Raw genomic sequence first — 23,578 nt, forward strand, 5'->3', positions numbered from 1 at the left:
AGCAGCTATAAAAAATAGAGCAGCGATTCTATCCCGGCAGCAGAGACCTGGGCTTTTGCCACGCGCTTCGCCGGCTGCAACCGGATCAGTCAGGCAGGCTCAAGTACTGGCCGCAGAGCGTCAAAAACGCGTCCAGCTGCGGATCCACTCCGTTTTCCTGCTGCAGCAGGGTCGCCACTTCCGGCGCCAGGGTCCTGGCCAGCGCGGCATCGAGGAACAGCAGGCGGGAGCGGCGCGCCAGCACGTCTTCCACCGTGCGAGCATATTCATGGCGGGCGGCAAAACGCACCATGGCTTCCGTCAGGCCGCCGCCCAGTTCGCGGGCCGCTCCAGGCAGGCCGTCCAGGGCCGGCGCCTCGCTGCCATATAGATGAGCCCCAGGCGCCTCACTGATCTTGCGGCTTGAGTTGTGAGCGCCAACTAACTTCAAATGCGTGGTGGCGCTTGCGGCCCGCGCCGGGAGCAAGGCCGCGCCAAAACATTTGTCCAACACGTCTTCGGCCATCGCGCGGTAGGTGGTCCATTTCCCGCCCGTCACCGTGACCAGGCCGCTTTTGCTGACCAGCACCGTGTGCTCGCGCGACAGCGCCTGGGTGCTGCCGGCATCGTCGTCCGGCGGCTTGACCAGGGGGCGCAGCCCTACCCAGATGCTCTTGATATCCGCCGGGCCCGGGGCCCGGCTCAGATAGCGCGCGGATTCGCGCAGGATGAAATCGACCTCTTCCCGGAAAGGCAGCGGCTCGCGCGCCAGGTCGTGGCGCGGCGTGTCGGTGGTGCCCAGGATGGTTTTGCCCAGCCAGGGCACGGCAAACAACACCCGGCCATCGGCCGTCTTGGGTACCAGCAGGGCATGGTCGGTGGGCAAAAACGAGCGGTCGACCACGATGTGCACGCCCTGGCTGGGCGCCACCATGGGTTTGGCGTCCCGGCCTATGGCCTGGCCGTCCTGCAGGCGCAGTTGATCCACCCAGACGCCGGCGGCATTCACCACGCAGCTCGCCCGGATCTCGAAGGCCTGCCCGGTTTCCTGGTCGCGCGCATGCAGGCCGACCAGCTTGCCGCCTTCATGGATCAGGCCGGTGGCCGGGCAATAGTTCACCAGCAGCGCGCCCTGGCGCGCCGCCGTGCGGGCCAGCGCCAGCGCCAGCCGCGCGTCGTCAAACTGGCCGTCCCAATATTTGACGCCACCCTTGAGGTCTTGCGGCTGCACGTTCGGCAGGTAAGCCAGAGTTTCCTGGCGGTTGAGAAATTCTGTCGCGCCCAGGCCCGCCTTGCCGGCCAGCGCGTCATACATCTTGAGCCCTATGCCGTAAAACGGCGCCTCCCAGAACTTGTAGGAAGGCATGACAAAAGGCAGCGGCTGCGCCAGGTGCGGCGCATTGGCCAGCAGCGTGGTGCGCTCGTGCAAGGCCTCGCGCACCAGTGAAATATTGCCCTGGGCCAGGTAGCGCACGCCGCCGTGCACCAGCTTGGTGGCGCGCGAGGAGGTGCCCTTGGCAAAGTCGTGCGATTCCACCAGCACCACGGAAAAGCCGCGCGCGGCGGCGTCCAGCGCCACGCCGAGTCCGGTGGCGCCACCGCCAATGATCGCGATGTCATAGTGGTGCGGCTCGGCGAGCCTGGCCATCAAGTCCTGGCGCCGCGTCGCCGCAGGCGCTGATCCAGTTGTCATGGGCTTTGATTCCCGTTCCATACAAACCCATTTTTTAAAGTGCGCCCGAGCTTACCCCAGCGCCATGGCAACAGCCCCATGGGTCGCCGCCTCCAGTTTCAGCAAAAAACAGGCCGTGGGGGGGGTCTCGCCCTTGGGCTTTTCATTGGCCAGCTTGGCCCACGGGGCGGACTTGTCGCTCAGCCATTTCGCCGGATCGCCCTTGGGGTTGAGCTTGGGCGCGCACTTGGCCATGCCGGCGCGCTCCAGGCGGCCCATCACGTCGTCCATCTCGCCGGCCAGCGTGTCCATGGCGGCCTGCGGCGTTTTTTCACCGGTCACCGCCTGTGCCACGTTCTTCCACCACAGCTGAGCCAGCTTGGGGTAATCGGGCACGTTGGTGCCGGTCGGCGACCAGGCCACGCGGGCGGGGCTGCGGTAGAACTCGACCAGGCCGCCCAGCTTGGGCGCCATGTCGGTCATGGCCTTGGACTGGATGTCCGACTCGCGAATCGGCGTGAGGCCGACGATGGTCTTTTTCAGCGACGTGGTCTTGGAGGTGATGAACTGCGCATACAGCCAGGCTGCCGCCGTGCGGTTCTCGTCATGCGCGGCAAAGAAGGTCCAGCTGCCCACGTCCTGGTAGCCGTTTTGCATGCCCTGCTTCCAGTAGGGGCCGTTGGGGCCGGGCGCCATGCGCCACTTGGGCGTGCCGTCGGCGTTCACGACCGGCAGGCCCTTCTTGGTCATGTCGGCGGTGAAGGCCGTGTACCAGAAGATCTGCTGGGCGATCTGCCCCTGGGCCGGCACAGGCCCGGCTTCGCCGAAGGTCATGCCGGTGGCTTCCTTGGGCGCGTATTTCTTCATCCAGTCCACATACTTGGTCAGTGCGTAGACAGCGGCCGGCGAGTTGGTCGCGCCGCCGCGCGCCACCGAGGCGCCCACGGGCGTGCACTTGTCGGCCGCCACGCGAATGCCCCATTCGTCGATCGGCAGGCCATTGGGCGTGCCGATGTCGGCGGTGCCGGCCATGGACAGCCAGGCGTCGGTGAAACGCCAGCCCAGCGACGGGTCCTTTTTGCCGTAGTCCATGTGGCCGTAGATGGGCTTGCCGTCTATGGTTTTCACGTCATTGGTGAAGAACTCGGCGATGTCCTCATAGGCGCTCCAGTTCAGCGGCACGCCCAGTTCGTAGCCGTACTTCGCCTTGAACTTGTCCTGCAGGTCCTTGCGCGCGAACAGGTCGGCGCGGAACCAGTAGAGGTTGGCGAACTGCTGGTCGGGCAGTTGGTACAGCTTGCCGTCCGGGCCGGTGGTGAACTTGGTGCCGATGAAATCCTTGAGGTCCAGGCCCGGGTTGGTGTATTCCTTGCCCTTGCCGGCCATGTAGTCGGTCAGGTTCATCACCTTGCCGTAGCGGTAGTGAGTGCCTATCAGGTCGGAATCGGAAATCCAGCCGTCGTAAATCGACTTGCCGGACTGCATGGAGGTCTGCAGCTTCTCGACCACGTCGCCTTCCTGGATCAGGTCGTGCTTGACCTTGATGCCGGTGATTTCCTCGAAGGCCTTGGCCAGCGTCTTCGATTCGTATTCGTGGGTGGTGATGGTCTCGGACACGACCGAGATTTCCTTCACGCCCTTGGCCTGCAGCTTCTTGGCCGCGTCGATAAACCACTTCATCTCGGCCTGCTGCTTGTCCTTGGCCAGGGTGGAGGGCTGGAATTCGCTGTCAATCCACTTCTTGGCCTCGGCTTCGCCAGCCCAGCCGGGGCTGGCCATGGCACACACTGCGGCCACCGCCAATGCCGTATATCGCATCTTCATGACTTGTCTCCTCATTGGTTCACTCCCCGTGGTTGAAGGTTTGTTCGGCTCCGGGGAATATGAGCCGGGTTCCTTTTTCTCCGAACTTCTCTTTTCTTCGTGCCCGCTTGCTACCCCTTGCGCATGATCCATGCGAGCAAGACCAGGGACAGCAGAAAACTGATCCAGATCGAGGGGTCGGCCTCCAGCCCCAGCCAGCCGGCCAGCTTGCCGCTGATGCCGACAAAAATCAGGTTCACATAGGCCGCGCTGAGCAGGCCGATGAAGAGCCGGTCGCCGCGCGTGGTTTCCAGCGGCAGGAAGCCGCGCCGCAGCGTCGTCGGCGACTTGAGCTCCCACACCGTCATGCCCACCAGCATCAGCACGATGCAGCTGAAAAAAATCGCCACCGGCGTGGTCCAGGCCATCCACTCAAACATGTTGCTTCCTTTCTAGACCCTGCCCATGGCAAAGCCCTTGGCGATGTAGTTGCGCACAAACCAGATCACGATCGCGCCCGGCACGATGGTCAGCACGCCGGCCGCGGCCAGCGTCGCCCAGTCCATGCCCGAAGCCGACACCGTGCGTGTCATGGTCGCGACGATGGGTTTGGCATTGACGCTCGTCAGCGTGCGCGCCAGCAGCAGCTCGACCCAGCTGAACATGAAGCAGAAAAACGCCGCTACGCCGACACCGGCCTTGATCAGCGGCAGAAAGATACGCACAAAAAAGCGCGGGAAGGAGTAGCCGTCGATGTAGGCGGTCTCGTCGATCTCACGCGGGATACCGCTCATGAAGCCTTCCAGGATCCACACCGCCAGGGGCACGTTGAACAGCAGGTGGGCCAGCGCCACCGCGATATGGGTGTCCATCAGCCCCACCGTGGTGTAAAGCTGGAAGAAAGGCAGCAGGAACACCGCAGGCGGCGTCATGCGGTTGGTCAGCAGCCAGAAGAACACATGTTTGTCGCCCAGGAAGCTGTAGCGCGAAAAGGCGTAGGCGGCGGGCAGGGCCACGGTGATGGAGATCACCGTGTTGATGGCGACGTAGATCAGGCTGTTGATGTAACCCGAATACCAGGACGGGTCGGTGAAGATGGTCTTGTAGTTGTTCCAGGTGAAGTCCTGGGGGAAGAAGGAAAAGCTCGACAGGATTTCGCTGTTCGTCTTGAAGCTCATGTTGACCATCCAGTAGATGGGCAGGAGCGCGAAGACGATGTAGGCGATCAGGAACAGCGTACGCGCCTGGAATTTCGGCTGGTTCATTCCACGCCCTCCTTCTCCTGCGTGCCCACGCGCTGCATCCAGTTGTAGAGGATGAAGCACAGCAGCAGGATGATCAAAAAGTAAATCAGCGAGAAAGCCGCCGCCGGACCCAGGTCGAACTGGCCGACGGCTTTTTGCGTGAGGTATTGCGACAGGAAAGTGGTGGCATTGCCCGGCCCGCCGCCCGTGAGCACAAAAGGCTCGGTGTAGATCATGAAGCTGTCCATGAATCGCAGCAGCACGGCGATCATCAGCACGCCGCGCATCTTGGGCAGCTGGATGTAGCGGAACACCGCGAACTTGCTCGCGCCGTCTATGCGCGCGGCCTGGTAATAGGCGTCCGGGATCGAGCGCAGGCCGGCATAGCACAGCAGCGCCACCAGCGGCGTCCAATGCCAGACGTCCATCATCAGCACCGTCACCCAGGCATGGGTGGCATTGCCGGTGTAGCTATAGTCAAAGCCCACCTTCTGCAGCATGGCGCCCAGCAGGCCGATGTCGGCCCGGCCATAGATCTGCCAGATGGTGCCCACCACGTTCCAGGGGATCAGCAGCGACAGCGCGACCAGCACCAGCACCAGCGAGGCCTTCCAGCCTTGCGCCGGCATGGACAGCGCCAGTGCGATGCCCAGCGGAATCTCGACCGCCAGCACCGCCAGCGAGAACGTGAGCTGGCGCCACAGCGCCGCATGCAGGTCTTCGTCGCGCATCACGGCGGCGAACCATTCCGTGCCGACAAACACGCGGCGCTCGGGCGAAATGATGTCCTGCACCGAGTAGTTGACCACCGTCATGAGCGGCAGGATGGCGGAAAACGCCACGCAGATGATGACCGGCAGCACCAGCAGCCAGGCCTTTTGATTGACCGGTTTTGTCGTCGTGCTCATGCTTCCACCAGTTCGTCGTTAAGGTAAAGGCAGGTGTGCGGCCCCATGACCTGCAGCCAGACTTCCTCGCCCACCTGGGGCGGTCTTGCGGCCGGGTTCAGCCGGGCTTTGAGCGTGTGTTCGCCGATCCGGGCCGTCAGCATCAGGTGGGTGCCTATGTCCTGCACCAGCATGGCGGTGAAGGGCAGCGCCGCCGGGTCGCCGGGCGCGGTCTTCACCACGTATTCGGGGCGCACACCCAGCTTGAGGTCGCCGTCGGGCATGGCGCGCCCGGGCGGCAGCGCCAGCGGCCGGTCCGCGACGCGCAAAGCGCCGGCCGTCACCGTGGCGGGCAAAAAGTTCATGCCGGGCGAACCAATGAAGTGGCCCACAAAGGTGTGGCGGGGCCGCTCGAACAGCGCATCGGCCGAACCGGTCTGCACCGCGCGGCCGCGCGTCATCACCACCACCTCTTCGGCAAAGGTCAGCGCCTCCACCTGGTCGTGCGTGACGTAGATCAGCGTGAGCTTGAGTTCGTGGTGGATCTGTTTGAGCTTGCGCCGCAGCTGCCATTTGAGGTGCGGGTCAATCACCGTGAGCGGCTCGTCGAACAGCACGGCCGACACGTCGGGCCGCACCAGGCCGCGGCCCAGCGAGATCTTCTGCTTGGCGTCCGCCGCGAGCCCGGCCGCGCGCTGGTTGAGCTGGCCGCTCATGTCCAGCATCTCGGCGATTTCGCCCACGCGTTTTTTGATCTGCTCTTCCGGCACCTTGCGGTTGCGCAGCGGGAAGGCCAGGTTTTCGGCCACCGTCATGGTGTCGTAGATCACCGGGAACTGGAAGACCTGCGCGATGTTGCGCTGCTGTGGCGTCGCGCGCGTCACGTCGACGCCGTCGAATTTGACCGTGCCCTGGGACGGCACCAGCAGGCCGGACATGATGTTGAGCATGGTGGTCTTGCCGCAGCCCGAGGGGCCCAGCAGCGCGTAGGCGCCGCCGTCGCGGAAGCTCATGGTCAGCGGCAGCAGCGCGTAGTCGCTGTCTTCGCGCGGATTGGGCCGATAGGCATGGGCCAGGTCCAGGTCAATGCGCGCCATAAGACCTCCGTGGCGCCAGCAGCAGTGCGCCATCCGCATCAAACACATAGACCTGCGCCGGATCCAGGTACAGGGTGACGGGCGCGCCCAGGTCAAAGTAGTGCACGCCGGTGAGCTGCGCCACCAGTTCACCCACAGGCGTCGCCACGTGGACAAAGGTGTCGGAGCCCGAAATTTCGGCCAGCTCGACCTTGCCCGGCAGCGCCACATCGCCTTCGCGCGCCGTGACGCGCAGCGCGCTGCCGCGAACCCCCGCGGTGAAAGACGCCAGGCGCTGGGCCGGCGCGTCGGGCAGCGCCAGGCTCAAGGCCGGGCCGCCCTTCAGTTGCAGGCCTTGCGCGGCAGGCAGTGCCGCCATCAGGTTCATGGGCGGGTCGCTGAAGGCGCGCGCCACGCGCAGCGACTGCGGCGCGTGGAAGACCTCGGCGGTGGGCCCGTACTGCAGCAGTTCGCCGCCATCCATCACGGCGGTGTAGCCGCCCAGCAGCAGGGCTTCGCCCGGCTCGGTGGTGGCATAGATCACCGTGGAGTCGCCGGCGGCGAACAGCTGGGTCAGCTCTTCGCGCAATTCCTCGCGCAGCTTGTAGTCAAGGTTGACCAGCGGCTCGTCCAGCAGCATCAGCGGCGCGCCCTTGGCCAGCGCGCGCGCCAGGGCCACACGCTGCTGCTGCCCGCCCGAGAGCTCGGCCGGGTAGCGGTCCAGGAACATGTCGATATGCAGGCGCGCGGCCAGGCTGCGCACTTTCTGCTCTATGTCTTTTTCGCCGCGCAGCTTGAGCGGCGAGGCGATGTTGTCGGCCACGCGCAGCGACGGGTAGTTGATGAACTGCTGGTAGACCATGGCGACATTGCGCTCGCGCACCGGCATGCCGGTCACGTCGGCCTCGTTGACCCGCACCTTGCCCTGCGTGGGAACATCCAGCCCCGCCATGATGCGCATCAGGCTGGTCTTGCCGGCCTGCGTGGCGCCCAGCAGCACCGTGACCTCCCCGCTGCGCGGCGCCAGGCTCATCTCGTAAAGCCACTGCTCGGCACCGACTTTTTTGCTGATCTGGTCCAGGGACAGCTGCATTACGCCGCTCCCCCGCCCGGCAGGGGCTGAAATAGGCAAGCCCGCGCCCCGGCGAGGGCTGCGACAGGCAAAGAACTTGAGACAGTCAACAAGAGGAAACTCCCGACGAATTTTTTGGAACGAAACTTTGACGAAGTTCGGTTTTTTTCTATTTTTCTTCCTTTGTGATTGTTTTATCTAATTGTTTTCCCTTATCTGTTTCCTTTTGTTTCGATATAAAGTTTCTTTCAGGCCTTTCCTCCGTCATCCTTTAAGTCCTTTTAACTCCCGACATCCCGAACCCGGATCCGCGTGAACTCCAATCCCAGGCAAATCAAGCTTCTTGACGTGGTCCGTGCCCACGGCTCGGCCTCCGTCGAGCAGCTTGCGGACAAGCTCGACGTGACCTTGCAGACCGTCAGGCGGGACGTGCAGCGCCTGTCCGAGGCCGGCTTGCTGACGCGCTTTCACGGCGGCGTGCGCATGCCCAGCTCCACCATTGAAAACATCGCGCACCGCCAGCGCGAAAGCCTTAACGCCGAAGGCAAGGCGCGCATCGCCCAGGCCGTCGCCAGGCGCATCCCCAATGACTGCTCGCTGATCCTCAACATCGGCACGACCACCGAAGCCATCGCCAAGGCCTTGCTGAGCCACAAGGGGCTGCGCGTCATCACCAACAACCTCAACGTGGCGGCCATCCTCTGCGGCAACACCGATTGCGAGGTCATCGTGGCCGGCGGCGTGGTGCGGGCGCGCGACCGCGGCATCGTGGGCGAGGCGGCGGTCGATTTCATGCGCCAGTTCCGCGTCGACATCGCCGTGATCGGCATTTCGGGCATAGAGCCCGACGGCTCGCTGCGCGACTTCGATTACCGCGAGGTCAAGGTCGCGCAGACCATCATCGAACACGCCCGCGAGGTCTGGCTGGCCGCCGACAGCAGCAAATTCAACCGCCCGGCCATGGTCGAACTGGCCAGGCTCTCGCAGATCGACCGTCTTTTCACCGACATGCCGCCGCCCGAACCCTTCCCGGCCCTGCTGGAGGAAGCGGACGTCAGCTGCGAGGTGGCCCATTCCTGAACGCCCGCGCAGTCGGGCAGTTTTCATACACTCCAGCGCATGACCTACCTCCTCGCCCTTGACCAGGGAACCTCCAGCTCCCGCAGCATCGTGTTCGACGAACACGGCCATATCGTGGCCCTGGCGCAGCAGGAGCTGCCGCAGATCTACCCCAAGCCCGGCTGGGTCGAGCACGACCTGATGGAAATCTGGCGCACCCAGCTGGCCACGGCGCGCGAGGTGCTGGCCAAGGCGAACATCAAGGCCGGCGACATCCGGGCGCTGGGCATCACCAACCAGCGCGAGACCACCGCGCTCTGGAACCGCAAGACCGGCCAGCCGGTCCACCACGCCATCGTCTGGCAGGACAGACGCGCCGAAGCCACCTGCGCCGCCTTGCGCGAGCAAGGCAAGGAGAGCCTGATCCAGTCCAAGACCGGCCTGCTGATCGACGCTTACTTTTCCGGCACCAAACTCAAATGGCTGCTCGACAACGTGCCCGGCGCGCGCGCGCAGGCCGAGCGCGGCGAGCTGGCCTTCGGCACCATCGACAGCTGGCTGATGTGGCAGCTCACCGGCGGCGCGCTGCATGCCACCGACGTCAGCAACGCCTCTCGCACCATGCTGTTCAATGTGCACACCAACCAGTGGGACGATGAACTGCTCGAACTGCTCGGCATCCCGGCCTCGCTGATGCCCAAGGTGTTGCCTTCGAGTGCGCATTACGGCGATGTGCGGCCTGAGCTGCTGGGCCATGCCATCGCCATCGGCGGTGTTGCCGGCGACCAGCAAAGCGCCCTCTTCGGCCAGGCCTGCTTCAAGGCCGGCATGGCTAAAAACACCTATGGCACGGGCTGCTTCATGCTGATGCACACGGGGAGCCAGTTCCAGACGTCGCACAACGGCTTGCTGACCACCAGTGCTGCACAGGCGACCACGCAAACCCAGTTCGCCATCGAAGGCAGCGTGTTCGTGGGCGGCGCCGTGGTGCAGTGGCTGCGCGACGGCCTGCACGCCATCAAGGGCAGCGCCGAAGTGCAGGCGCTGGCTGAAAGCGTGCCCGACTCGGGCGGCGTGATGATGGTGCCGGCCTTCACCGGCCTGGGCGCGCCCTACTGGAAACCGGATGCGCGCGGCACCATCACCGGCCTCACGCGCGGCACCACCGTCGCCCACATCGCGCGCGCCGCGCTGGAAAGCATTGCCTACCAGAGCGCCGCCCTGCTGCAGGCCATGAGCCGCGACGCGGTCAGCGCCGGCGCCGCGCCCGTGGCCGAGTTGCGCGTGGACGGCGGCGCCTGCGTCAACGATTTGCTGATGCAGTTCCAGGCGGATCTGCTGGGCATCCCGGTGATACGCCCGGCCGTGATCGAAACCACCGCGCTGGGCGCCGCCTACCTGGCGGGGCTGTCCAGCGGTGTCTACGGCAGCACCGACGAGCTGTCGGGCATGTGGCGCGCCGAGCGCAAGTTTTTGCCCACATTGGGTGCGGACCGGGCCGCCGAGCTGATGGCACGCTGGGAGCAGGCGGTGCGGCAGACCGTCTTGCAATAGCGAATAGGCGAATAGCGCGGGCGCTGTCACATTCCCCACAAGCGCGGCCGCTAGACTGGCGGCATGAAACCCCCTGCCACCTCTTTCTCCAGGCGCCGGCTGGTCCTGGGTGCCGGCGCCGCCGCCGTGCTCGGCCTGGCCGGCGGCAGGGCAGCGCAGCCCGCGGTCGCAGCGGCCCAGCCACTCCGCACACGCCTGCGCCTGATCGGCGAGTCCCGCTTTGCGCACCGCCTGCAATTCCAGGGCACCACGGTGGGTGGGCTCTCGGGCATTGACTACGACGCCGCCAGCGGCCTGTATTACCTGGTCAGCGACGATGGCTCCAACATCAACCCCGCGCGGTTTTACACCGCGCGCATCGCGCTGGACATGAACAGCCTGGGCCAGCCGGAATTGCTGGGCGTCACCCCCCTGCGCCCGGCCGATGACGGCACCTATGCGGCAGCCTTGCGGGGCCTCCAGGCTCCCGACCCGGAGGCGATTCGCTGGCGCCCCGGCAGCCAGACCTTGCTGTGGACCAGCGAGGGGCATTCCTTGACGGGCGTGGCACCGGAGCTGCGCGAAAGCCGTCTTGACGGCACGCTGGTTCGCGAATTTTCGCTGCCGGCCATGTTTGATTTTCATCTCACCCGGGGACCGCGCGTCAATCTGGCGCTGGAAGGCCTGGCGCTGACACCCGATGACAAGACAGCCTGGATCGCCATGGAAAACGCCTTCCGCCAGGATGGACCCGTACCCACGGTGAAAGCGAAGGGCGGTCCTTGCCGCTTCACCCAAATTGACCTTGCCAGTGGGAAAGCATTGCGGCAAATTGCGTATGTGCCCGACGCCATTCCGCGCGCACCTGTCGCGCCGGCCACCCAGGCCGACAACGGCGTGGTGGAAATCCTGATGCTCGATGCCGACCGCATGCTGGTGCTGGAGCGGGCTTATATGGCCGGCTGGGGCCCGCACGCCGGTAACTCGCTGCGCCTGTACCTCATCGACACGCGGCAGGGTTCCGACACCCTGGCAACGCCCGTCCTGCAGGCGGGCGCCTATCACGCGGTGGACAAAACGCTGATTGCCGACTTTTCAGCCTTCACCGGCCCGGGGCCCGGCCTCCGGCTGGAGCGCCTGGACAATACGGAGGGCATGGCCTGGGGGCCGATGCTGCCCAACGGAAACCGCAGCCTGGTCTTCATTAGCGACGACAATTTCAGTTCCCGGCAAATCAGCCAGTGGCTGGCCTTTGAATTTTTGGACTGACAACGCATGACTTCCACTTCCCGCGCAAACACCGAACACATCGCCTTCGTAGGCGGCGGCAACATGGCCAGCGCCATCATCGGCGGCCTGATCAAGCAGGGCTTGCCCGCCGGCCAGATCCAGGTGGCCGAACCTTTCGCCGAGCAGCGCGCCAAGCTCACGCAGCAGTTCGGCGTGCAGGTCCACGAAGGCCCGGGCGCCTGGCTGGCCGGCGCCGGCCTGGTCGTCTGGGCCGTCAAGCCGCAGGTCTTCAAGGAGGCGGCGCTGCAAACCCGCTTTCACACCAAAACCGCGCTGCACCTGAGCGTGGCGGCCGGCGTGCGCTCGGGCAGCATCGCGCACTGGCTGGGCACCGAGCGCGTGGTGCGCGCCATGCCCAACACGCCGGCGCTGGTCGGCAAGGGCATGACGGCCCTGTTCGCGCGCGAGGCCGCCACCGGCGCCGACAGGCTGGCGATTGAAAAAGTGCTCAAGCCCACGGGCGCCACCCTGTGGCTGGCCGAAGAAGCCCAGCTCGACGCGGTGACCGCGCTGTCCGGCTCGGGCCCGGCCTATGTGTTTTATTTCATCGAGGCCATGATCGAAGCCGGCACCGACATGGGCCTGCCCCCCGCGCAGGCACGCCAGCTCGCGATCGGCACGTTTGTGGGCGCCTCCGCGCTGGCGCAGGCCTCGGACGAACCCCCGCAGGAGCTGCGCGCGCGGGTCACCTCCAAAGGCGGCACCACTTACGCTGCGCTGACGTCCATGGAGCAGGACCGCGTCAAGATGCAGTTCATGCGCGCCATCCACGCCGCCCGGCAGCGTGCCGCCGAACTGGGCGACGAATTCGGCGGCGCCTGAGCGCGCACAGCCCCCGCGGGCGCGTCAACCGCCCGGCCGGGGCAAACGTTGAACACGGGCGTACGTGCAGCTTGTCTTGATCCACCCTGTGGGACACCCCGGCGGCATCCGCTTCACAACTTTTCCAACATCCGGAGCTTCACATGAACAAACTTCTGTCCACCCTCATCAGCGCAGCCGTCCTCGCCATGCCCCTGGCCGTGATTTCCACGTCCGCATCGGCCCAAGCCGCAGCTCCCGCCGCCGCCCCGTCGGCAGCTCCCGCAGCAGCTCCTGAGAAAAAGGCCGCCGCCCCAGCCAAGGCAAAGGCCAAGAAGACCAAGCGCAAGGCCAAGGCCAAAAAAGCCGCCGTCTGATCAGCCTCAGCTGACGCAAAAAAGCCCGCTTCAAGCGGGCTTTTTTATGGGCGCCTTCCGGACTTTGCGGGTCAGCGGCCCAGGTAAGACAGCACGATGCCCGCGAACACCGCGAAGCCCAGCCAGTGATTGAGGCGAAAAGCCTTGAAACAGTCCTCGCGCTCACGCTTGCGGATCAGCCAGCCGTGCCACAGGGCCTGAAGCAAGGCCGCAGCCATGGCGATCCAATAAACAGGCGACTGCGCCACGGCACCCGCCAAGGCCCAGGCCCAGATCGCCAGGTAAGCCAGGTAGCAGAACATCACGGCGGCGACGTCAAAACGGCCCAGCGTGATGGCCGAGGTTTTCATGCCTATCTTGAGGTCGTCGTCGCGGTCCACCATGGCGTATTCGGTGTCGTARGCCASCACCCAGAACAGGTTGCCCAGCAGCAGCACCCAGGCCAGCGGCGGCACACGCGACTGCACGGCGGCAAAAGCCATGGGAATGCCAAAACTGAAAGCCACGCCCAGCACCGCCTGCGGCATGGACACATAGCGCTTGGCAAATGGATAGGCCAGCGCGATGGCCAGCGCGGCAAACGACCAGGCGATGGTGGCGATATTCGTGGTCAGTACCAGGCCGAAGGCCAGCAGCGCCAGCACCGCGCCGACGATGAGCGCCTCGCGCACCGACACCGCGCCGCTGGTCACCGGCCGCTGCGCCGTGCGCTTGACGTGGCGGTCAAAGTCCCGGTCGGCCACGTCGTTGACGCAGCAGCCCGCGCTGCGCATCAGGATGGTTCCCAACGTGAACACCACCACCAGGTGCCAGCCCGGAAAGCCGTGCGAAGCCACCCACAGCGCCGACAGCGTGGGCCACAGCAGCAGCAGCCAGCCCGCCGGACGGTTCCAGCGGACAAGCTGAAGGTAGAGGGCGAGCTTATTCTTCAAGCAGGGAACGCAGCATCCATGCCGTCTGCTCGTGCACCGTCAGACGCTGCGTCAGCAAATCAGCCGTCGGCTCGTCGCTGGCCTTGTCGGCCAGCGGGAACAGTTCGCGTGCGGTGCGCGCCACGGCTTCATGGCCTTGCACCAGGATGCGCACCATCTCCAGCGCCTTGGGCGGCACCACCGGCACGTCGGGAATCGAGGCCAGCTTGCTGAACTGCGCATAAGAGCCCGGCGCGGGATGGCCCAGCGAGCGGATGCGCTCTGCCACCGGGTCGACCGCGGCCCAGAGTTCGGTGTACTGCGTCATGAACATCAGGTGCAACGTGTTGAACATGGGGCCCGTCACGTTCCAGTGGAAGTTGTGGGTCGTCAGGTAAAGCGTGTAGGTGTCGGCCAGCAGGCGGCTCAGGCCTTTGGCGATCGCCGCGCGGTCTTTTTCACTGATGCCGATGTTGATGGAAGGCGCGGATTTTCCGGCAGGTTTGGCGGATGGCTTGGCCATGGTGTTTCCTTTTTTAAATTCAGGGTTAACTTTAACGAGATCAGGACGATGGCCGCAACAGCCGCCGTCAATATCCGTCATAGCCGGGATTCAAGACAGGCGGATGACGCCGGGCAGCTCACAGGCGTAGATGGCATTGCGCAGCGCGGCGATGGCCTCATAGCGCGTGAAGCTGCGCCGCCAAGCCAGCACCACGCGCCGGCTGGGCACATCGCCGTCGAAGGGCAGGTATTTGATGAATGAAGGTTGCTCTGCCGCCACCTTGCCGCGGGCCGGGGCGGTTTTCCCCTTCACGGCCTTTTTGGCGGCGGCCTGCTCGGCCAGCGCTTCCTTGGGCACGCCCAAACGGGGCACCAGCGTAATACCCATGCCGGCCGCCACCATGTGTTTGATGGTCTCCAGCGAGGAGCCTTCAAAGCTTTTGCTGATGCCCTCCGCACTGCTGGAAAAGCGCGCAAATTCGGGGCAGACCTCGAGCACATGGTCGCGAAAGCAGTGGCCGGTACCCAGCAGAAGCATGGTTTCCTTTTTGAGCTCCTCGGCCGTCACGCCCTTGCGCGCGGCCAGCGGGTGCGCGCTGGGCACGGCCGCCATGAAAGGCTCGTCATACAGCGGCGCGATCGCCAGGTTGGCGTCGGGAAAGGGTTCGGCCAGGATGGCGCAGTCGATTTCGCCGGTGCGCAGCTCTTCGAGCAGCTTGACGGTGAAGTTTTCCTGCAGCATCAGCGGCATCTGCGGCGTTTTCGCAATGGCCTGGCGCACCAGGTCGGGCAGCAAATAGGGGCCTATCGTGTAAATGACGCCCAGCCGCAATGGGCCGGCCAGCGGGTCCTTGCCGCGCTTGGCGATTTCGCGGATGTTGTCGGCCTGCTCGAGCACGCTCTGCGCCTGGCGCACGATCTCCTCGCCCAGCGGCGTGACCGTGATTTCATTGGCATTGCGCTCGAAGAGCTTGACCTGCAGCTCTTCTTCGAGCTTCTTGATGGCCACGCTGAGCGTGGGCTGCGAAACGTGGCAGGCATCGGCGCCCTTGCCAAAGTGCTTTTCCCGGGCCACGGCGACGATGTATTTGAGTTCGGTCAGCGTCATGGGCTTATTGTGCTGCTTTTCTCAATCGCCGTGCCACGCAATGGCGCCCAGGCCCTCTCAGGCCTTCAGGTACTCGGCTTTGCCGCCCAGCCAGCGCAGGATGTGCCGGTGCGCGAGCTCCGCGTGCCGGTCCAGCATGGTGGGCGCCAGGCCGCGCGCCCAGGCCAGCAGCTCGGTGTCCGTCGCCAGGTCGGCAAAACGCAGCAAGGGCGCGCCCGACTGCCGCGCGCCCAGGAATTCACCCGGGCCGCGGATTTCGAGGTCGCGCCGGGCGATCTCGAAGCCGTCATTGGTCTGCGCCATGGCCTTGAGGCGCTCGCGCGCCATCTCGCCGAGCCGGGGCGCATCACCGGTCGAATACAGCAGCACGCAGGCCGAAGCCGCCGCCCCGCGCCCGACCCGGCCGCGCAGCTGGTGCAGCTGGCTCAGGCCGAAGCGCTCGGCGTGTTCGATCACCATCAGCGACGCATTGGGCACGTCCACGCCGACCTCGATTACCGTGGTGCTGACCAGTACACCCATAACCCCGCTGGTAAACAAGGTCATCACGGCCTTCTTTTCAGCCAGCGGCATGCGCGAATGCAACAGGCCCACCATCACACCGGGCAGGGCCGCGCTCAGCGCTTCGTGGGTCTGGGTCGCGTTGACCAGGTCTATGGATTCACTTTCTTCGATCAGCGGGCAGACCCAGTAGATTTGCCGGCCCTCGGCGAGCTGGCCACGTATGCGCGTGACCACCTCGTCGCGCCGCGCATCGCTGACCACCTTGGTCACGATGGGCGTGCGGCCGGGCGGCAACTCGTCGATGGTGGAGACGTCGAGGTCGGCGTAATAGCTCATGGCCAGGGTGCGCGGAATCGGCGTGGCGGTCATCATGAGCATATGTGGCTCTTCGCCGCCTTCGGTCATTTTGCTGCGCAGGGCCAGGCGCTGCGCCACGCCGAAGCGGTGCTGCTCGTCGATGATGGCCAGTGCSAGRTTYTTGAACTTSACCTTGTCCTGGATCACGGCGTGTGTACCCACCACCAGGCCGGCATCGCCGCTTTCGATCATGGCTAGCATCTCGCGCCGCTCCTTGGCCTTCTGGCTGCCGGTCAGCCAGGCGGTCTTGATGCCCAGGGGCTCCAGCCAGCCTATCAGCTTGCGGAAATGCTGCTCGGCCAGGATTTCGGTGGGCGCCATCAACGCGCATTGCCAGCCCGCGTCCATGCAGCGGGCCGCGGCCAGCGCCGCCACCACGGTCTTGCCGGCGCCCACGTCGCCTTGCAGCAGGCGGTGCATGGGGATGTTTTTCTTCAGGTCGGCTTCGATTTCGCCGCAAACGCGCTGCTGGGCGGCGGTGAGCCGGAAGGGCAGGCGCTCCAGCAGTTGCTCTTCCAGCGTGCATTGCGGCCCGCGCATGGCAGGGCCCGTGAGCGCCGGCGCGCGCATGGCCGCGCGTATGCGCCTGGCCTGCAGCTGCGACAGCTGCTGGGCCAGCAGTTCCTCGGCTTTCAGGCGCTGCCAAGCCGGGTGGCTGCGGTCTTCCAGGGTGGCCAGCGACACGTCGGGCGTCGGGTGGTGCAGGAACTGCAGCGCCTCGCGCAGGCTCCACAGGGGTTGCGGCAGGCTTTTGCCCACAACCTCCTCAGGAAGGGTCTCACGCAGGTCGGCGCGGAACAGCCCGCTGAGCACCGCTTTGCGCAGGTAGTTCTGCGGCAGGCCGGCCACGGTGGGGTAGACCGGCGTCAGCGCGCCCGGCAGTTCGCCTTCGGCCAGCCTGAAACTCGGGTGGATCATTTCGCGGCCCACAAAACCGCCGCGCATCTCGCCGCGCACGCGCACGCGCGCGCCCACGCTGAGCGTCTTCTGGTGGGCCGGGTAGAAATTGATAAAGCGCAGCACGCAGGTGTCGCTGCCGTCGTCCACCGTCACGCGCAGCTGGCGGCGTGGGCGAAAAGCGATGTCGCTGTGTGTCACCACGCCCTCGATCTGCACCAGGTCGCCGTCGCGGGCGTCTGCCAGGCGCACGATGCGGGTTTCGTCCTCATAACGCAGGGGCAGGTGAAGGGCCAGGTCAATGTCGCGGCGCAGGCCCAGCTTTTCGAGGGCTTTCTGGGCCGGCGATTTGGCCGGGGCTTTTTCAGCCCGAGGCTGGGGCGCGGCCTGCTCCCCGGCCGCGGCCTCTGGCGGGGCGGTTTTTCGGGCGGGAGCACCAGGTGGCGACATGGGACAATTGTGCCGTCAACCTAGAAGCCGCAGTTGACCGCTTGCCAACCTCTCAGAATCCGTTTGAATACCGTCGCCCCTCCCTTCGCTGGCACTCAGCTTGTGCATAACAACGCTATGCACCCGATTGCGCCACCCGCACGCCGCCATGCGGCGTTGCTCCGCCTTGTGGGCAACAGCCCACAGCGTTGTCGCGCCTTGCCTGGCACCGCGCGGGCAGCACACTCGGGCGCATCCAACTACGGTTTCTAGGTTTATGAAAACGCATTTCAGCCTCAGCGATTTTGATTTCACGCTGCCCGAAGAACTCATAGCCCAACACCCCGCCGCCCAGCGCAGCGCCTCGCGCCTGCTCGACGGCCTGGAAAGCGCACCGGTGGACCGGCGTTTCACCGAACTGCCCGGCCTGCTGCAGCCGGGCGACCTGCTGGTCTTCAACGACACCAAAGTCGTCAAGGCCCGCCTCTTCGGCCAGAAAGCCAGCGGCGGCAAGCTGGAGCTGCTGATTGAGCGGGTGCTGTCGCCGCACGCGGATGCAGGCCATGAAGTCGCCGCCCACATGAAGGTCAGCAAAAAACCCCTGCCGGGCGCGGTGCTGCAAATGGACGGCGGCTTTACCGCCACCTTGCTGGGCCGCTGGCCTGAAGAAAGCGGGCCGCTGTACCGCTTTCGCCTGAGCAGCGACCCTTATGCCCTGATGGCCCGGCACGGCCACGTGCCACTGCCGCCCTACATCACCCATACAGATTCCGCCGATGACGAGCAGCGCTACCAGACGGTGTTCGCCAAAAACCCCGGTGCCGTGGCGGCGCCCACGGCCGCGCTGCATTTTGACGAAGCCGTGCTGGCCGAGCTGGAGGCGCGCGGCATCCAGCGCGCCAGCGTGACCCTGCACGTGGGCGCGGGCACCTTCCAGCCCGTCAAGGCCGAGAACATCGCCGACCACACCATGCACTTTGAGCGCTTTGAGGTGCCCCCGGCCACGCGCGAGGCGATTGCCGCCTGCAAGGCGCGCGACGGCCGCGTGGTGGCCGTGGGCACCACCACCGTCCGCGCACTGGAGTCCCACGCCAAATTCGGCCCCGAGTGCAATGACACCAACATCTTCATCACACCGGGCTTTGAGTTCGCCGTGGTCGACCTGCTGCTGACCAACTTCCACCTGCCCAAAAGCACGCTGATGATGCTGGTCAGCGCGTTTTCGGGCTACGAACACATCATGGCGCTGTACCGGCATGCCATCGCCCAGCGCTACCGCTTTTTCAGCTATGGCGACGCCATGCTGCTGGCGCGCAAAACCCCTCTAATGTCCCTTTAATTACACCTGCGACAATCGCACGATGCTCGAATTTGAAGTTCTGAAAACCGACACCAGCCCGGACGACAAGGCCGGCGCCTACCTCGGTTCCTACGCCCGCCGCGGCAAGCTGACGCTCAACCACGGCATGGTGCAAACCCCCATCTTCATGCCGGTCGGCACCTATGGCACGGTCAAGGGCGTGATGCCGCAGTCGCTGCACGACATGGGCGCGCAAATCATCCTGGGCAACACCTTCCACCTCTGGATGCGGCCCGGCCTGGACGTGATGCAGCAGTTCGGCGGCCTGCACAAATTTGAAAGCTGGAACAAGCCCATCCTGACCGACAGCGGCGGCTTCCAGGTCTGGTCGCTGGGCGAAATGCGCAAGATTTCAGAAGAGGGCGTGAAGTTCGCCTCGCCCGTCAACGGCGACAAGCTGTTCCTGACGCCCGAGATCTCCATGCAGATCCAGACGGTGCTCAACAGCGACATCGTGATGCAGTTCGACGAATGCACGCCCTACGACACCAAGGGCCACATCACCACCGAAAGCGAAGCGCGCAGCTCCATGGAACTGAGCCTGCGCTGGGCGAGCCGCTGCATCGCCGAGTTCAACAAGCTGGAGAACCCGAACGCGCTGTTCGGCATCGTGCAGGGCGGCATGTTCGAAAACCTGCGCCAGGAATCGCTGGAAGCCCTGGTCGAGCTGGACCTGCCCGGCTACGCCATAGGCGGCGTCAGCGTGGGCGAGCCCAAGGAAGAAATGCAGCGCATCATGGCGCACACGCCGCACCGCCTGCCCACGCACAAGCCGCGCTACCTGATGGGCGTGGGCACGCCCGAAGACCTGGTTGAGGGCGTGGCCGCCGGTGTCGACATGTTCGACTGCGTGATGCCGACGCGCAATGCGCGCAACGGCCATATGTTCACGCGCTTCGGTGACCTGAAGATTCGCAACGCCCGCTACAAGACCGAAGACCAGCCGGTGGACGCGACCTGCAGCTGCTACACCTGCAAAAACTTCTCGCGCGCCTATATGCACCACCTGGACCGCTGCGGCGAAATGCTGGGCCCCATGCTCTCCAGCATCCACAACCTGCACTACTACCTGAACCTGATGCAGGAAGTGCGTGATGCGCTGGACGCCGGCCGCTTCGGTGAATTCACGGCGCAGTTCCGCGCCGACCGGCAACGAGGCGTCTGATGAATATCAACCTGCAACGCTGGATAGACCGCTGGGCCGGCATTCCGCTGTGCGCGGCGGTTTCGGCCGTGGACGCCGTGGCGCGGCGCTTTCGCAAGGATTCCGGCGCAGACACCGCGCCGCGCGCGATTGTCGTGATTTTGCTGTCGGAAATGGGCAGCCTGGTTCTGGCCCACGAGATGTTCGCGCGCCTCAAGCAGCGCTACCCCGATGCGCCGCTGCACGCGCTGCTGTTCGGCAAGAACCGCGAAATCCTCGACCTCATGCAGGTGGTGGACCCGGCCAATGTGCACACCGTGGACGACAAGTCGCTGGGCGGCCTGCTCTCCAGCCTGTGGAGGGCGATCGGCGAGCTGCGCCGCGCCCACGTCGACGTAGCCATCGACTGCGAGCTGTTCTCGCGCATCAGCAGCCTGCTCTCGTATGCCAGCGGAGCGCGCATCCGCGTGGGTTTTCACCGCCACACGCAGGAAGGCCTGTACCGCGGCTCGCACATCAATCGGCCCGTGCCCTACAACCCGTATCACCACATCAGCGCGCAGTTCCTGACGCTGGCGCGCGCGATTGATTCGACCGCTGTACCCAAGTCCAAGCTGCCGGCCAACCTGACGGCCGCAACCGTCAAGCCGCCGCCGCACGTGCGGCTGGAGCCGGCGCTGGTGCCAGGCATCCAGGCCCGCCTCGCGCAGGACTTTCCCGAGATCGCCGGCAAGCCCTTGGTGCTGGTCTACCCGGGCGGCGGCATTTTGCCGATACGCGCCTGGCCGCTGGATTCCTACACCGCGCTGTGCCAGGGCCTGGTGGCCGACGGCTGCGCCGTGGCCGTGATCGGCCTCAAGGACGACCAGGCGCTGGCGCGGCAATTGGTGGCCAATGTGCAGGCTGCCTTCCCGGCCGGCCCCGTCATAGACCTGACCGGCTACACGCGCTCGATTTCCGAGCTGCTGGCGCTGTTCCATGTCGCGCGCCTGCTGGTCACCAACGACGGCGGGCCGGGGCAGTTCGCGGCGCTCACGCCGATCTGGACGCTGATGCTGTTCGGCCCCGAAACCCCTGGCCTGTACGCGCCGCTCACGCCGCGGTGCCACTCCTTCTACAGCCAGTGGCCCTGCTCGCCCTGTCTGACGGCCTACAACCACCGCTCGTCCTACTGCGACGGCGACAACCAGTGCCTCAAAGTCATCGCGCCGGACACCGTATTGGCCAAGTCGCGCGAGTGCCTGGCAGCGCCCTGACCCCACACACACCCTGATGCCCACACTCCGATCTTTTGCCGAGGCCGTGATCCGGCGCCTGCCCGAGCGCCTGCAGCCTATGGTGCGCTGGCGCTTCATCAAGTTCGGCGTGGTGGGCGCCAGCGGCACGGTGGTCAACGTCGCGGTGCTGTACCTCGCGCAGGAGTTTTTGTTCAGCGGGATCGCGGATTTCCATGACCGACTCAACTATTCCATCGCGCTGGCGATAACCGTCGCCACCATCAGCAACTTCTACTGGAACCGGCGCCTGACCTGGCGCGACCGCAAGCACGAAGTCCACCATTCGGCGCTGTTCCTGTTTTCCAAGTACGTGATGGCCGCCGGCCTGGCCATCGTGCTGCAGTCGCTGCTGACCAAGTGGCTGGCCCTGCACATGCACTACCTGCTGGCCAACGTGCTGGCCATCGTGCTGTCCAGCGTCTGCAATTTTGTGGCCAACGACCGCATGACTTTCCGCCGCCGCCGCGCCAAAATCGAGGCCGATGCCGCCGCGCACCCACCGCCCAACGATGTCCATGACAAGCCCTGAGCCCCTGAAAACACGCCTTCCCGCCCACTGTATCTGGATAGGGCTGGCCATCCTGGTCGCCCTGGGTTACCTGTTCGGCCTGGGCGGCGACCATATACCGCGCAACGGCGACGAGCTGGTCTATGCCCACATCGCGCGCTTGACGGCGGAGACCGGAAAATGGCTGCCGCTGGTCAGTTCCTACGACTTCATGCGCAACACCAAGCCGCCCGTGCTGTTCTGGCAGGCCATGCTGGCCGGCGGCTGGGGCGAGCACTGGACGCTGCTCAACCTGCGCCTGCCCAGCATTGCCTACACCTGGGCCACCACCCTGATGACCGCGCTGCTGGCCTGGAAGATCGTCCAGGGCGAAACCGCACCGGCCGACCGCCGCCGCCACGCGCTGGCCATGGGCGCCATCGCGGCCATCGTCTACCTGTCTTTCTTCAGCACCTACCGCTACGGCCGGCCCTACCTGACCAGCGCGCCGGAAACCTTCTGGCTGTTCGGTGTGTTGTTCGCGGTTGCCTGGTCGCCGGCAAAACTGCTGGCCTCGCGCTGGGCGTTTCCGCTGCTGGCGGGCATCGCCATCGGTATAGGCTGCCTTTACAAGTCTTTTGTCATGGTGGTGCCGGTCGGCTTTGCGCTGGCGCTGTGCTACCAGGTGCTGGGTGCGCGCAAGGCGCCGTGGGATGTTTTCCGGCGCGGCATCGCAGTCGACGGCGTGAAGGTGGTCGCCATCTGCTTGCTGGCACTGGCGATTTTCGGCCTTTGGTTTGCCATAGACCCGCAGCCGGGCGAGGTCTGGCGCGAATTCGTCGTCGGCGAGAACGCCGGCAAGATGAATTCGTCAAAAGGCTATTTCGCCATCGCCTTCAGCGGCAGCAGCGGCATCCTGACCATCCTGACGGGCTACTACTCTAACGCGCTGTTCCTGTTGCCCGCTGCGGTCGGCTGCACCTGGGCCGCCTGGAAAGCCTGGCGCCAGCGCAAAGGCACCGGGCAAACCATCAGCGACACCGAAAAAGCCCTGTGGATCTGGCTGCTGGCCTTCGCGCTGGTGTTCATGGTGCCCACGCAGCGTTCCACGCGCTACCTGATCCCCGCCATGCCGGCGCTGGCCGTGCTGATCGCGCTGTACTGGGAGCGCATCGCGCGCATCTGGTTCAGCCTGACCCTGGTGATCTGCCTCATAGGCGCGCTGGCCATGGGCCTGATCGGCTACGGCGGCGTGCGGGCCACGCAGGACGCTTGGCTGTTCTCACCGCTGTACTGGCTCTTCCTGGGTGTGCTGGCCGTTGCTTGCATCGCGGGCATGTTCAAACCGGCATGGACGCGGCCGATTACCGCGCTCAGCAGTTTTGGCGTGCTGTTCGCGCTGGCCTGGGTCACGGCGCCGTTCAATGGCGACATGGGCCACTTCCGTGCGGAGACCGGCGCGCTGCTCAAGGGCCAGGCCGTGTCGGTGCCCAGCAATTTCAACGGGCATTTCGAGCGCTACGAGTTCATCATCCCCGGCGCCAAAATCGTTCCCTACTTCGCCGCGCAGCCTGTGGACTACCAGGACGTGGACGCGCTCTTCAAGAACACGCGCTACGCGCTGGTGCAGCGCCGCGCCGGGCAAAAACCCTGCGAGCAGTGCCGCGTCATCGACGAGCGCTGGGACCTGCGATCCCGTCAGGACGAAAAAGAAGGCACACTGGGCGCCTTCAAGTCGCCCGAAACCTTCTGGTACGCCAAAGAGTACCTGGTCGAGCGCGCGGCGCCTTGATCATTCCCCGATTCA

General features: G+C 65.2%; 21 protein-coding genes. 10 read left to right on the top strand and 11 right to left on the bottom strand.

Annotation, left to right across the window (positions count from 1 at the left end):
* Positions 1 to 85: 85 nt before the first annotated feature.
* The 7 genes from AC1D1Y_RS12375 to AC1D1Y_RS12405 form a co-directional block, all read right to left on the bottom strand.
* The gene (locus AC1D1Y_RS12375; protein WP_477682596.1) at positions 86 to 1,672 is read right to left on the bottom strand and encodes a glycerol-3-phosphate dehydrogenase/oxidase; all 1,587 of its coding nucleotides are present in this window, start codon (positions 1,670 to 1,672) and stop codon (positions 86 to 88) included.
* A gap of 51 nt (positions 1,673 to 1,723) precedes the next feature.
* Positions 1,724 to 3,475: an ABC transporter substrate-binding protein gene (locus AC1D1Y_RS12380; RefSeq protein ID WP_477682597.1), complete on the bottom strand. Its 1,752-nt coding sequence runs from the start codon at positions 3,473 to 3,475 to the stop codon at positions 1,724 to 1,726.
* Positions 3,476 to 3,585: 110 nt separating this feature from the next.
* Positions 3,586 to 3,894 (bottom strand): DUF2160 domain-containing protein, encoded by a 309-nt coding sequence (locus AC1D1Y_RS12385; protein WP_436156939.1) that lies wholly within the window; start codon positions 3,892 to 3,894, stop codon positions 3,586 to 3,588.
* A 12-nt stretch (positions 3,895 to 3,906) separates the two neighbouring features.
* A complete protein-coding gene (locus AC1D1Y_RS12390) occupies positions 3,907 to 4,719 on the bottom strand; it encodes a carbohydrate ABC transporter permease (RefSeq protein ID WP_477653827.1) in 813 nt (270 codons plus the stop codon).
* Positions 4,716 to 5,606: a carbohydrate ABC transporter permease gene (locus tag AC1D1Y_RS12395; RefSeq protein WP_477682598.1), complete on the bottom strand. Its 891-nt coding sequence runs from the start codon at positions 5,604 to 5,606 to the stop codon at positions 4,716 to 4,718. The genes AC1D1Y_RS12390 and AC1D1Y_RS12395 overlap by 4 nt, the downstream gene beginning before the upstream one ends.
* A complete protein-coding gene (locus AC1D1Y_RS12400) occupies positions 5,603 to 6,682 on the bottom strand; it encodes an ABC transporter ATP-binding protein (protein ID WP_477682599.1) in 1,080 nt (359 codons plus the stop codon). Before AC1D1Y_RS12400 ends, AC1D1Y_RS12395 begins: the two co-directional genes overlap by 4 nt.
* The gene (locus tag AC1D1Y_RS12405) at positions 6,669 to 7,754 is read right to left on the bottom strand and encodes an ABC transporter ATP-binding protein (RefSeq protein WP_477682600.1); all 1,086 of its coding nucleotides are present in this window, start codon (positions 7,752 to 7,754) and stop codon (positions 6,669 to 6,671) included. Before AC1D1Y_RS12405 ends, AC1D1Y_RS12400 begins: the two co-directional genes overlap by 14 nt.
* Before the next feature lie 291 nt (positions 7,755 to 8,045).
* Between AC1D1Y_RS12405 and AC1D1Y_RS12410 the strand changes: the two genes are divergently transcribed.
* The 5 genes from AC1D1Y_RS12410 (at position 8,046) to AC1D1Y_RS12430 (ending at position 12,793) form a co-directional block, all read left to right on the top strand.
* Positions 8,046 to 8,813: a DeoR/GlpR family DNA-binding transcription regulator gene (locus AC1D1Y_RS12410; RefSeq protein WP_477682601.1), complete on the top strand. Its 768-nt coding sequence runs from the start codon at positions 8,046 to 8,048 to the stop codon at positions 8,811 to 8,813.
* 39 nt (positions 8,814 to 8,852) lie between these two features.
* Positions 8,853 to 10,346 (top strand): glycerol kinase GlpK, encoded by a 1,494-nt coding sequence (gene glpK / locus AC1D1Y_RS12415; protein ID WP_477682602.1) that lies wholly within the window; start codon positions 8,853 to 8,855, stop codon positions 10,344 to 10,346.
* A 63-nt stretch (positions 10,347 to 10,409) separates the two neighbouring features.
* Positions 10,410 to 11,594, top strand: a complete 1,185-nt coding sequence (locus AC1D1Y_RS12420) for an esterase-like activity of phytase family protein (protein ID WP_477682603.1) — start codon at positions 10,410 to 10,412, stop codon at positions 11,592 to 11,594.
* Between the two features lie 6 nt (positions 11,595 to 11,600).
* The gene (gene proC, locus AC1D1Y_RS12425) at positions 11,601 to 12,437 is read left to right on the top strand and encodes a pyrroline-5-carboxylate reductase (protein ID WP_477675546.1); all 837 of its coding nucleotides are present in this window, start codon (positions 11,601 to 11,603) and stop codon (positions 12,435 to 12,437) included.
* Between the two features lie 143 nt (positions 12,438 to 12,580).
* Positions 12,581 to 12,793 carry a hypothetical protein gene (locus tag AC1D1Y_RS12430; protein ID WP_436156946.1) on the top strand — a complete coding sequence of 71 codons (213 nt, stop codon included), beginning with the start codon at positions 12,581 to 12,583 and terminating at the stop codon, positions 12,791 to 12,793.
* 71 nt (positions 12,794 to 12,864) lie between these two features.
* On the opposite strand, the gene ubiA is transcribed toward AC1D1Y_RS12430, so the two are convergent.
* The 4 genes from ubiA to recG all read right to left on the bottom strand — a co-directional run bounded on the left by ubiA (position 12,865) and on the right by recG (position 17,524).
* Positions 12,865 to 13,725 carry a 4-hydroxybenzoate octaprenyltransferase gene (ubiA, locus tag AC1D1Y_RS12435; RefSeq protein ID WP_477682604.1) on the bottom strand — a complete coding sequence of 287 codons (861 nt, stop codon included), beginning with the start codon at positions 13,723 to 13,725 and terminating at the stop codon, positions 12,865 to 12,867.
* Positions 13,715 to 14,227, bottom strand: coding sequence for a Dps family protein (locus AC1D1Y_RS12440; protein ID WP_477682605.1), 513 nt, complete (start codon positions 14,225 to 14,227; stop codon positions 13,715 to 13,717). The genes ubiA and AC1D1Y_RS12440 overlap by 11 nt, the downstream gene beginning before the upstream one ends.
* Positions 14,228 to 14,317: 90 nt before the next feature.
* Positions 14,318 to 15,316 carry a hydrogen peroxide-inducible genes activator gene (locus tag AC1D1Y_RS12445; RefSeq protein WP_477653838.1) on the bottom strand — a complete coding sequence of 333 codons (999 nt, stop codon included), beginning with the start codon at positions 15,314 to 15,316 and terminating at the stop codon, positions 14,318 to 14,320.
* Positions 15,317 to 15,373: 57 nt separating this feature from the next.
* Positions 15,374 to 17,524 (bottom strand): ATP-dependent DNA helicase RecG, encoded by a 2,151-nt coding sequence (recG, locus tag AC1D1Y_RS12450; protein ID WP_477682606.1) that lies wholly within the window; start codon positions 17,522 to 17,524, stop codon positions 15,374 to 15,376.
* A gap of 256 nt (positions 17,525 to 17,780) precedes the next feature.
* Between recG and queA the strand changes: the two genes are divergently transcribed.
* Genes queA through AC1D1Y_RS12475 form a run of 5 tightly spaced genes read left to right on the top strand, consistent with a single transcriptional unit; the run spans position 17,781 to position 23,563 of the window.
* Positions 17,781 to 18,842, top strand: coding sequence for a tRNA preQ1(34) S-adenosylmethionine ribosyltransferase-isomerase QueA (gene queA / locus AC1D1Y_RS12455; RefSeq protein WP_477682607.1), 1,062 nt, complete (start codon positions 17,781 to 17,783; stop codon positions 18,840 to 18,842).
* Positions 18,843 to 18,864: 22 nt separating this feature from the next.
* Complete coding sequence (tgt, locus tag AC1D1Y_RS12460; protein WP_477682608.1) at positions 18,865 to 20,028, top strand: tRNA guanosine(34) transglycosylase Tgt; 1,164 nt, start codon at positions 18,865 to 18,867, stop codon at positions 20,026 to 20,028.
* On the top strand, positions 20,028 to 21,263 hold the full coding sequence (locus tag AC1D1Y_RS12465; protein WP_477682609.1) for a glycosyltransferase family 9 protein: 1,236 nt from the start codon (positions 20,028 to 20,030) through the stop codon (positions 21,261 to 21,263). The genes tgt and AC1D1Y_RS12465 overlap by 1 nt, the downstream gene beginning before the upstream one ends.
* A 16-nt stretch (positions 21,264 to 21,279) precedes the next feature.
* Complete coding sequence (locus AC1D1Y_RS12470; RefSeq protein ID WP_477675539.1) at positions 21,280 to 21,813, top strand: GtrA family protein; 534 nt, start codon at positions 21,280 to 21,282, stop codon at positions 21,811 to 21,813.
* Positions 21,800 to 23,563, top strand: a complete 1,764-nt coding sequence (locus AC1D1Y_RS12475; protein ID WP_477682610.1) for an ArnT family glycosyltransferase — start codon at positions 21,800 to 21,802, stop codon at positions 23,561 to 23,563. The genes AC1D1Y_RS12470 and AC1D1Y_RS12475 overlap by 14 nt, the downstream gene beginning before the upstream one ends.
* Positions 23,564 to 23,578 lie beyond the last annotated feature (15 nt).

It is taken from the genome of Polaromonas sp. P1_G1 (assembly GCF_056405595.1).

Bases quoted from the DNA above. Each gene is read 5' to 3' on its own strand.
- AC1D1Y_RS12430 (WP_436156946.1), top strand. From the start codon at position 12,581: ATGAACAAACTTCTGTCCACCCTCATCAGCGCAGCCGTCCTCGCCATG.
- AC1D1Y_RS12470 (WP_477675539.1), top strand. From the start codon at position 21,280: ATGCCCACACTCCGATCTTTTGCCGAGGCCGTGATCCGGCGCCTGCCC.
- AC1D1Y_RS12385 (WP_436156939.1), bottom strand. From the start codon at position 3,894: ATGTTTGAGTGGATGGCCTGGACCACGCCGGTGGCGATTTTTTTCAGC.
- AC1D1Y_RS12400 (WP_477682599.1), bottom strand. From the start codon at position 6,682: ATGGCGCGCATTGACCTGGACCTGGCCCATGCCTATCGGCCCAATCCG.
- AC1D1Y_RS12420 (WP_477682603.1), top strand. From the start codon at position 10,410: ATGAAACCCCCTGCCACCTCTTTCTCCAGGCGCCGGCTGGTCCTGGGT.
- AC1D1Y_RS12445 (WP_477653838.1), bottom strand. From the start codon at position 15,316: ATGACGCTGACCGAACTCAAATACATCGTCGCCGTGGCCCGGGAAAAG.
- AC1D1Y_RS12440 (WP_477682605.1), bottom strand. From the start codon at position 14,227: ATGGCCAAGCCATCCGCCAAACCTGCCGGAAAATCCGCGCCTTCCATC.
- AC1D1Y_RS12465 (WP_477682609.1), top strand. From the start codon at position 20,028: ATGAATATCAACCTGCAACGCTGGATAGACCGCTGGGCCGGCATTCCG.
- queA (WP_477682607.1), top strand. From the start codon at position 17,781: ATGAAAACGCATTTCAGCCTCAGCGATTTTGATTTCACGCTGCCCGAA.
- AC1D1Y_RS12405 (WP_477682600.1), bottom strand. From the start codon at position 7,754: ATGCAGCTGTCCCTGGACCAGATCAGCAAAAAAGTCGGTGCCGAGCAG.
- glpK (WP_477682602.1), top strand. From the start codon at position 8,853: ATGACCTACCTCCTCGCCCTTGACCAGGGAACCTCCAGCTCCCGCAGC.
- AC1D1Y_RS12475 (WP_477682610.1), top strand. From the start codon at position 21,800: ATGACAAGCCCTGAGCCCCTGAAAACACGCCTTCCCGCCCACTGTATC.
- AC1D1Y_RS12390 (WP_477653827.1), bottom strand. From the start codon at position 4,719: ATGAACCAGCCGAAATTCCAGGCGCGTACGCTGTTCCTGATCGCCTAC.
- AC1D1Y_RS12380 (WP_477682597.1), bottom strand. From the start codon at position 3,475: ATGAAGATGCGATATACGGCATTGGCGGTGGCCGCAGTGTGTGCCATG.
- AC1D1Y_RS12395 (WP_477682598.1), bottom strand. From the start codon at position 5,606: ATGAGCACGACGACAAAACCGGTCAATCAAAAGGCCTGGCTGCTGGTG.
- tgt (WP_477682608.1), top strand. From the start codon at position 18,865: ATGCTCGAATTTGAAGTTCTGAAAACCGACACCAGCCCGGACGACAAG.
- AC1D1Y_RS12375 (WP_477682596.1), bottom strand. From the start codon at position 1,672: ATGACAACTGGATCAGCGCCTGCGGCGACGCGGCGCCAGGACTTGATG.
- proC (WP_477675546.1), top strand. From the start codon at position 11,601: ATGACTTCCACTTCCCGCGCAAACACCGAACACATCGCCTTCGTAGGC.